Origin of the sequence: Collinsella aerofaciens ATCC 25986 (assembly GCF_964239575.1) — a bacterium.
In the GTDB taxonomy this organism is placed as follows: Bacteria; Actinomycetota; Coriobacteriia; order Coriobacteriales; family Coriobacteriaceae; genus Collinsella; species Collinsella aerofaciens_BQ.
Genome location: NZ_CAXSQQ010000038.1, coordinates 1 through 6,502, shown reverse-complemented (window position 1 = coordinate 6,502; position 6,502 = coordinate 1). Strand labels below are relative to the sequence as shown.

Annotated in this window: 9 protein-coding genes; 8 read left to right on the top strand and 1 reads right to left on the bottom strand. The window is 63.5% G+C overall.

Annotated features, from left to right (window positions below; genetic code table 11):
- Positions 1–214: 214 nt before the first annotated feature.
- Positions 215–505, bottom strand: a complete 291-nt coding sequence (locus ACESUZ_RS09790; protein WP_373199865.1) for a hypothetical protein — start codon at positions 503–505, stop codon at positions 215–217.
- 267 nt (positions 506–772) lie between these two features.
- Here ACESUZ_RS09790 and ACESUZ_RS09785 point away from each other — a divergent pair, with 267 nt between their 5' ends.
- From ACESUZ_RS09785 to ACESUZ_RS09750, 8 genes are all read left to right on the top strand, one after another.
- A complete protein-coding gene (locus tag ACESUZ_RS09785) occupies positions 773–2,398 on the top strand; it encodes a MobA/MobL family protein (RefSeq protein ID WP_373199864.1) in 1,626 nt (541 codons plus the stop codon).
- Positions 2,399–2,514: 116 nt separating this feature from the next.
- Positions 2,515–2,781 (top strand): type II toxin-antitoxin system RelB/DinJ family antitoxin, encoded by a 267-nt coding sequence (locus tag ACESUZ_RS09780; protein ID WP_373199862.1) that lies wholly within the window; start codon positions 2,515–2,517, stop codon positions 2,779–2,781.
- Between the two features lie 2 nt (positions 2,782–2,783).
- Positions 2,784–3,077 carry a type II toxin-antitoxin system YafQ family toxin gene (locus tag ACESUZ_RS09775; RefSeq protein ID WP_373199860.1) on the top strand — a complete coding sequence of 98 codons (294 nt, stop codon included), beginning with the start codon at positions 2,784–2,786 and terminating at the stop codon, positions 3,075–3,077.
- 464 nt (positions 3,078–3,541) lie between these two features.
- A complete protein-coding gene (locus ACESUZ_RS09770) occupies positions 3,542–5,203 on the top strand; it encodes a hypothetical protein (RefSeq protein ID WP_373199858.1) in 1,662 nt (553 codons plus the stop codon).
- Between the two features lie 58 nt (positions 5,204–5,261).
- The gene (locus ACESUZ_RS09765; RefSeq protein WP_373199856.1) at positions 5,262–5,768 is read left to right on the top strand and encodes a hypothetical protein; all 507 of its coding nucleotides are present in this window, start codon (positions 5,262–5,264) and stop codon (positions 5,766–5,768) included.
- Complete coding sequence (locus ACESUZ_RS09760; RefSeq protein WP_373199854.1) at positions 5,765–5,986, top strand: hypothetical protein; 222 nt, start codon at positions 5,765–5,767, stop codon at positions 5,984–5,986. Before ACESUZ_RS09765 ends, ACESUZ_RS09760 begins: the two co-directional genes overlap by 4 nt.
- Positions 5,976–6,305, top strand: a complete 330-nt coding sequence (locus tag ACESUZ_RS09755; protein WP_373199852.1) for a hypothetical protein — start codon at positions 5,976–5,978, stop codon at positions 6,303–6,305. Before ACESUZ_RS09760 ends, ACESUZ_RS09755 begins: the two co-directional genes overlap by 11 nt.
- Positions 6,306–6,307: 2 nt before the next feature.
- Positions 6,308–6,454, top strand: coding sequence for a hypothetical protein (locus ACESUZ_RS09750; RefSeq protein ID WP_373199850.1), 147 nt, complete (start codon positions 6,308–6,310; stop codon positions 6,452–6,454).
- Positions 6,455–6,502 lie beyond the last annotated feature (48 nt).

The window sequence follows — 6,502 nt, the reverse complement described above, 5'->3', positions numbered from 1 at the left end:
ACGTGGTCGAGTGCCAGGAGATAGAATGAGGCCGAGGCCCGTGGCCCCCGAGCAAGCGTAGCTCGGCAGGCGCGGGCTGGCCGTAGTCCCCGTGCAATGGGCGCACGGACAGGCGCGGCGACCCGCCCCTGCGGGTAAGGGAGGCCCGGACACCAACGGCGCAATCGGAGCGCCGCGAGGGCCCGGGCCTCATCATGCCGGGCGGCGTCACCGATCACTGCGGGACAAGGCCCTCCGTGGGCGATGACGCCGCCTGGTTCCCTCCTTCGAGTGAGTCGAAATACGCTTCCGCCATCTTCCGCGCAACGCTCTCGCCAATCTCGAACTGACCGTAACCGCGCTCGCTTGCCACGGCCTCGATGGTCGCCGCAGACACGATGAGCCGGTGGTTGCGCTCGGCCCTCTTCGTCTGCGCCTTCTGCCGTTCGAGCCGCTTGATTTCCTCGCGGTTCCTGTTTATCCGCTCGGTGAGCCTCGCGTTCTTCTGCTCAGGCGTGAGGGACATGCTTGAACCCCGTTTCCAAAAGACAACCTGACTTCGTTGATTCCCTGATGGGCGGCGGCACCCATCAGGGGCGGGGCGGCGGCACCCCGCACACCCCCAGTATAGCGCCTTGCGCTATACTGGGGGTGAAGGGCGCACCTAAAACCACGGTTTCGGCCAAGGCCTGCAAGCGAGGTTTCCACGTGCGCTCCTGCGGAGGGCGTCGAACCGCATGGGGCGGTTCGCTGGACGCGGCGGCGCGTCCTTTCGGATTCGGGGGTGACCCGCATGGCGATATACCACTTCGACCGCAACGGCGTCTCCCCGGCGGCGGGGTCGAGCGCCGTCAAGGCGTCGGCGTACATCAGCGGCGCGACCATGTTCCGAGAGCTGACCGCCGTCGAGTGCTCCTACCGCCGGGCCGAGAGGGTCGTCGCCCACGGCGTCGAGCTGCCCGAGGCCGCACCCGACGAGTACCGCGACCCGGAGGCCCTGTGGAACGCCGCCGAGGCGGCGCATCGAGGCAACGAGTGCTACGCGCACAGGGAGAACATGGCCCTGCCTAGGGAACTCGCCGAAAAAGACGGCGAGTTCGAGATGCTGATGAGGGATTACGCCGAGAGGGTCGTGAAGGCGACCGGGCACGCGGTCGAGTGGGCCATCCACGACGACGGCGACGGGAACATACATGCCCACGAACTCGAATCCGATCTCGCCTTGGGCGAGCGCGGATTCGAGAGGCCGACCGAGAGGCGGAGCGTCAAGTGCTACCTCTGCCGCAAGCCCGACGGAGGGGACACGTGGGTGGACGCCGCCGACTGGAAGGGGTGGGCGAGGCCCGAGGGATACGAGAAGGTGTTCAATTTCAACGACGGCGTGCAGCGCACGATGTCCGAGGCTAAGGCCGCCGGACTCGGCAAGGGCGACCGGAAGAGCAGGAACCCCGTCTCGATGGTCGTGACCCGCGAATGGGCCGACGCCAGAAAGGCCGCGAAATCTGCTTTGGTCGAGCGTCGGAAGCTGTGGGCCGACTGCGTCAACGCCGCCCTCGAGAGGAACGGCCTCAGCGAGCGCGTGAGCCACCTGAGCAACGCGGAGAGGGGCTTGGAGGAGGAGCCGACGAGGCACCTCGGGTACCGCGCCCACGCGATGGAGCGCGAGGCGGCGCGGCGCGCCGAGCGCGACGACGCGGAGTACTCCCCCGTCACGCGCATCGGGCGCGAGAACGAGGAGATAAAGGCGAGGAATGCCGAGGCTGCGGCGATGCGGGGCTGCGATTTGGAGAACCTGCGCGAGCTGTGCCGCCTCGCAGCCGACAAGGCCGAGAACATCTACGAGTACCGCGAGATGCTTGAGGGCTGGCACGTGACCGTCGCCGAGCGCGGGGGAGATTTGCTCATCGGCGACGGCGACGACCCGTCGTTCGAGCCGAGGCCGCTGTCGGACATGTGCCCCGAGCTTGCCGGTGACGGCCTTGAGAACCGATTCATCCGCAACGTCGAGGCCGACATCGAGAGGAAGGGCCGTCAGGCGCTCGCCGAGCGGGCCGCAGCGAGAGCCGAGGCCGCGAGAATCGAGGGCATCAAGCAGTCGTACCTCGCCTCCATGGCTTCGGCGTTCGCCGAGTACCGCAGGGACGCGAGGGAAGCTAAGGGCACGCCGCTCGGAGAGTTCCCGAAGCTCAAGCTGCCGAGGCCGCCCAAGGATGTCAGGGACGACCAAGAGGTGAAGCGGGCGTACCTCGGCTATCGCTACAAGGCCGACGACCTGAGGCTCGGTCTGGCGTCCGGCGTCCCGAAGAAGAAGGGCGGGGGCCATGGGAGCGGCGTAGCGCCCGCGCAGGGACAGGAGCAGAGGCGCGTGGTCGAGCAATCCCGCCCGGCGCAGGGGCGGAGCCAGCAGCAGAATCGGTGACGACGCCAGCCTGCGGGAATAACGCGAGTCATTATGGGTATTTAATTGAAGTCATTTGAAGTCGTTATACTTCAAATGATGTACGATGTCGGCAATAAGGACGACGGGAGGAAGAAATGGGCACGCTCACGCTCAGACTCGACGACAACATGAAGGCGGGTGCATCCGAGGTGGCCGAGTACTACGGCCTCGACCTCGGCTCGGTCACGAGGGCCTTCTACAGCCAGATGATTCGCGAGCACGCGATTCCCCTGAACCTGTGCTCCTACGAGCCGAACGAGGACAGCCGCCGCGCGATAGCGGAGACCGATGCGGCAATCGCATCGGGCGACTACGAGCTTTACGACGACGCGGCGTCCCTGCTGGCCGCAGCCGGGGCGTAGACATGAGGCTCAAGGCGGCCTTCACGCCGTCGTTCTCACGGGACCTCAAGAGAATCAGGAAACGCAGGCTCGACGAGAGCGAGCTGACGGGGGTAATCGACCTCATCATCGAGAACACACCGGAATCCCTTGAGGAGCTTCGCCGTCGGCACCGGATGCACAGCCTCAAGGGGGTTTGGAAGGGAAGCAGCGAGTGCCACGTCGCCAATGCCGGGGACTGGCTCATCGTGTGGCGCGAGAACGATGGCGTTGCGTTCTTGCAGAGAACGGGCACACACGACGAGATTTTCAGGTAGTGGCGTTCTGGTGAATCAAAACAGAAGCCCGCCCGATCACTTCGGCCATGCGGCCTCCGTGGGCGGGCGGGGCACCCCCTTCCCGGGGCTTTCCAACGCCGTCTGATTGGCGGTTTTTTTATTGCGTATAGGTGTAAAATAAATGTATTGATAATATACGCCCCGTATAGGCGTAGCCTGCACCCTCGGGGGCTGCCATGGTATCCCTTCCGGTTGTGTCTCCCTTTCGGGTGGGTTGGCGGTGCTGTCTGGTTGGTGCGGGGTATGGTGACCTCTTGCCGCGTATGCGGAATGCGTGTGCCGTCTCTGTTCTCGGGTGATGGTTTCCTTTCCTTCCGTTCGTTCGCAGCCCGTTAGGGCTGAGCGGGGGTCCGGGGCCGCGCCATGAGGCCCCGGGGTTGCGGGTGAGGTGTCATGTTTTGCCGCGCATGCGGGATTGGGGTTTCCAGAGGATTGGAGGTTCGATGGCAGACAAGAGGAAGGCTGGCAAGCATGGCCCCGCTTGGTGGGCGAATGCCAGACACGAGTACATAGCCAAGAACGAAATGCTGCTGAACTCGTATCCCGATTGGGATTACATATGCCCCTACGACTTCTATCGGACGCTGTTCCCGGAGGGATTCCTTGAAGAGAAGGGGGTCATGGCGAACTGGGACGAGCCGGGAGGCGGCAGGCCCAACGGCATCATCCTGCAAATCACGAACAGGAAGCATCAAGTAAAGACCAAGAGCGGCAAGGTGAGGATGGTTGCCGATGTCGAACGGTACACCCTCACCGATGATTTGGACGCAATCATGGAGAGGGTGGGCGATTCGAATGCCAAGAACGAGACAGTGTTCTGCGCCCCCGTCTCATACTTCGGCAAGAACAGGAGCGCCGCCAATGCGAGGTTCCTGCACGCTTTCACCATCGACTTGGACGGCGTCGGCACGGAGCAGCTCGGGAACATTCTCAAGCAGATACGCAACGGCCATGATCAATCGCTGCCGTTGTGGACGTCCCTGCCCCAGCCGACGTTCATCGTCAACTCGGGAACCGGATTGCATTTCTACTACGTGCTCGACAAGCCGATTCCGCTCGTCCCGCACGTAATCCCGTTCCTTCAGGGCGTGAAGGAGAAGCTGACGGATTACGTGTGGCGCGACACGACATCGACTCTTGAAGAGAAGCAGTTTCAGGGCATCTACCAATCGTTCCGGATGGTCGGCACGCCGACGAAGCTGAACGGCAGAAAGGCAGATTCGAAGCGCAAACCAACCGAGGTGTACGAGGCTGTGGCGTTCGTTCACAACGGCGCGGACGGCGAGCCCTACAGGTGCAGCATTGAGTACCTACTCAAGTACGCTGGGTCGAAGAATCGCGGCAAGGACAGGGAGATGCTGCTCGAACTCAAGAGCACGGGAGGAAAGACCCCCATCGAGCAGGCAAAGGAGAAATGGCCCGAATGGTACAAACGCCGCGTCATCGAGGGCGCTCCCGCTGGGAGATGGGTGTGCAAGCGGGACCTGTACGACTGGTGGCTCGGTCAAATCGAGGCGAAGGCGACCGACCATCACCGGTACTGGTGCCTCAACGCACTCGCGGCGTATGCCGACAAGTGCGGTGTGCCCTACGACGAGCTTGAGCGTGACGCGCTGGCGCTCGTGCCTCACATGGAATCGCTCACGGTGCGCGAGGACAACCATTTCACCGAGGAGGACGCGCTGGCGGCCATCTCGTCCTACGGGGACGGCATCATCCATAAGCTGCATCGAGACCGAATCGAGCGCAGGACGCAAATCGAGATTCCGGCGAACAAACGGAACGGCAGGAAGCAGAAAGTCCACCTAATGGGCGCGAGGGCTATTCAGCAGATTAATGATGATGCCAATGGAACGAATTGGCGTGATGGCAACGGTAGGAAGCCGAAGTGCGACGAGATACGAGCCTTCGCTTCCGAGCATCAGGACATGAATCACAGCGAAATTGCCCGCGCTCTCGGGGTGTCGCGCCCAACTGTAATCAAGTGGTTGAAGGGTGTGACGTTCAAAAGCGATTACCCGGGCATCTGGGAGGTCGATGGAATGCTGCATACGAGCGTCCCGCGCGAGTGGCTTGAGTTCGAAGAGACCGATAATAACCGATAAAACAGCAGGTAAAAGCGGTATAATAGACCGATAGATTTACCGATAGGAGGTTATCGGCATGACTGAGGTCACGAAGCGGCAGCTCGCCGAGCAGATAGGCTGCACCAAGCAGACCGTTACCAAGGCGATGCAGGGCCTCGACCTCGACGGGCACGTGGTCAGGCGCGGCCAGACGGATTACTTCGACGAGTACGCCGCCTCGGCAATTGCCGACGTGCTCGCACCGAGGTTTGCCAAGCCGACTGACCTTGGGAGCAAGGACGTTCTGCTCGAACTCCTCGACCACTACAAGGTCGCGCTTGCCGACAGTGAGGCGATGCGCCGTGCCGATGCTGAGCGCCACGCCGAGGAGCTTGAGCGCTACCGCTCCATGCTCTCCGGCCTTGAGGGAGAGCTTGACGATCGCGCCGCGATGCTCGCGGACGAACGTGCGCTCAACTCAGAGCTTGGGGCGAAACTCGCCTCGGCGCGCGAGGCCCTTGCCGAAATTAAGGCCGCGCCGTTCTGGAAACGTCATGCCATAGCGGTCCGTGCCCTACTCCCATCACCGGGCGAATCGAATTGAATTACACGCTTGAGATTTTCAGGGACGCCGCCCTCTTGGAGCGCGCCGAGCGCCTGAGCCTGTCAGCGCCGTCCGACGAGAAGGCCTTGGAGCAGGCCGAAGCGGTGCGCTGGAGGTGCGAGTGCGCGGGGCAGAGCAGGGCGCTCGTCCTGACGCGCGAGGACGGGGCCGTGGTGGCACGCATGGGAAGCAGGAGGATGACGGGATATGGGGATTAGGCCGGTGCCGTGGAGCTTCACCATCGAGTTCGACGAGGGCAGGGCGGAGTCCGCCGGGTACGACGTCGAGGAGCTGTACGACTGCACGGACAGGAACGTCTCCCGCTACGGGTGCGTCCGCGCCGCCCGTGGGACGTGGATGGCGGCGGATGGCGACGAGGTCGAGTCCCAGTGCCTCGCGCTCTCCCTCCTGTCGAGGGCGGATTGGTTCATGCGCACCGTCGCGTCCATAACCGCGTTCGAGGACGACACGGACGAAATCGACTACCTCGACGTGCTGCGCCGCTACGCCCCGCACCGCCTCCCGACCGGGCGGTGAGCATGTCCAGATGGGTCGTGACCGCGCTGGTCGAGGACGGGGGCTGGGTGCCCGTGGAGGTCGAGGCGGAGTCGATGGCCGAGGCCGTCGATTGCGCCTTCTCGCTCGATTGGGTCGAGAACGTGGTCGAGTGCCAGGAGATAGAATGAGGCCGAGGCCCGTGGCCCCCGAGCAAGCGTAGCTCGGCAGGCGCGGGC

Coding starts and splice junctions, on each gene's coding strand:
- ACESUZ_RS09785 (WP_373199864.1), top strand. CDS start 773: ATGGCGATATACCACTTCGACCGCAACGGCGTCTCCCCGGCGGCGGGG.
- ACESUZ_RS09765 (WP_373199856.1), top strand. CDS start 5,262: ATGACTGAGGTCACGAAGCGGCAGCTCGCCGAGCAGATAGGCTGCACC.
- ACESUZ_RS09770 (WP_373199858.1), top strand. CDS start 3,542: ATGGCAGACAAGAGGAAGGCTGGCAAGCATGGCCCCGCTTGGTGGGCG.
- ACESUZ_RS09790 (WP_373199865.1), bottom strand. CDS start 505: ATGTCCCTCACGCCTGAGCAGAAGAACGCGAGGCTCACCGAGCGGATA.
- ACESUZ_RS09750 (WP_373199850.1), top strand. CDS start 6,308: ATGTCCAGATGGGTCGTGACCGCGCTGGTCGAGGACGGGGGCTGGGTG.
- ACESUZ_RS09755 (WP_373199852.1), top strand. CDS start 5,976: ATGGGGATTAGGCCGGTGCCGTGGAGCTTCACCATCGAGTTCGACGAG.
- ACESUZ_RS09775 (WP_373199860.1), top strand. CDS start 2,784: ATGAGGCTCAAGGCGGCCTTCACGCCGTCGTTCTCACGGGACCTCAAG.
- ACESUZ_RS09780 (WP_373199862.1), top strand. CDS start 2,515: ATGGGCACGCTCACGCTCAGACTCGACGACAACATGAAGGCGGGTGCA.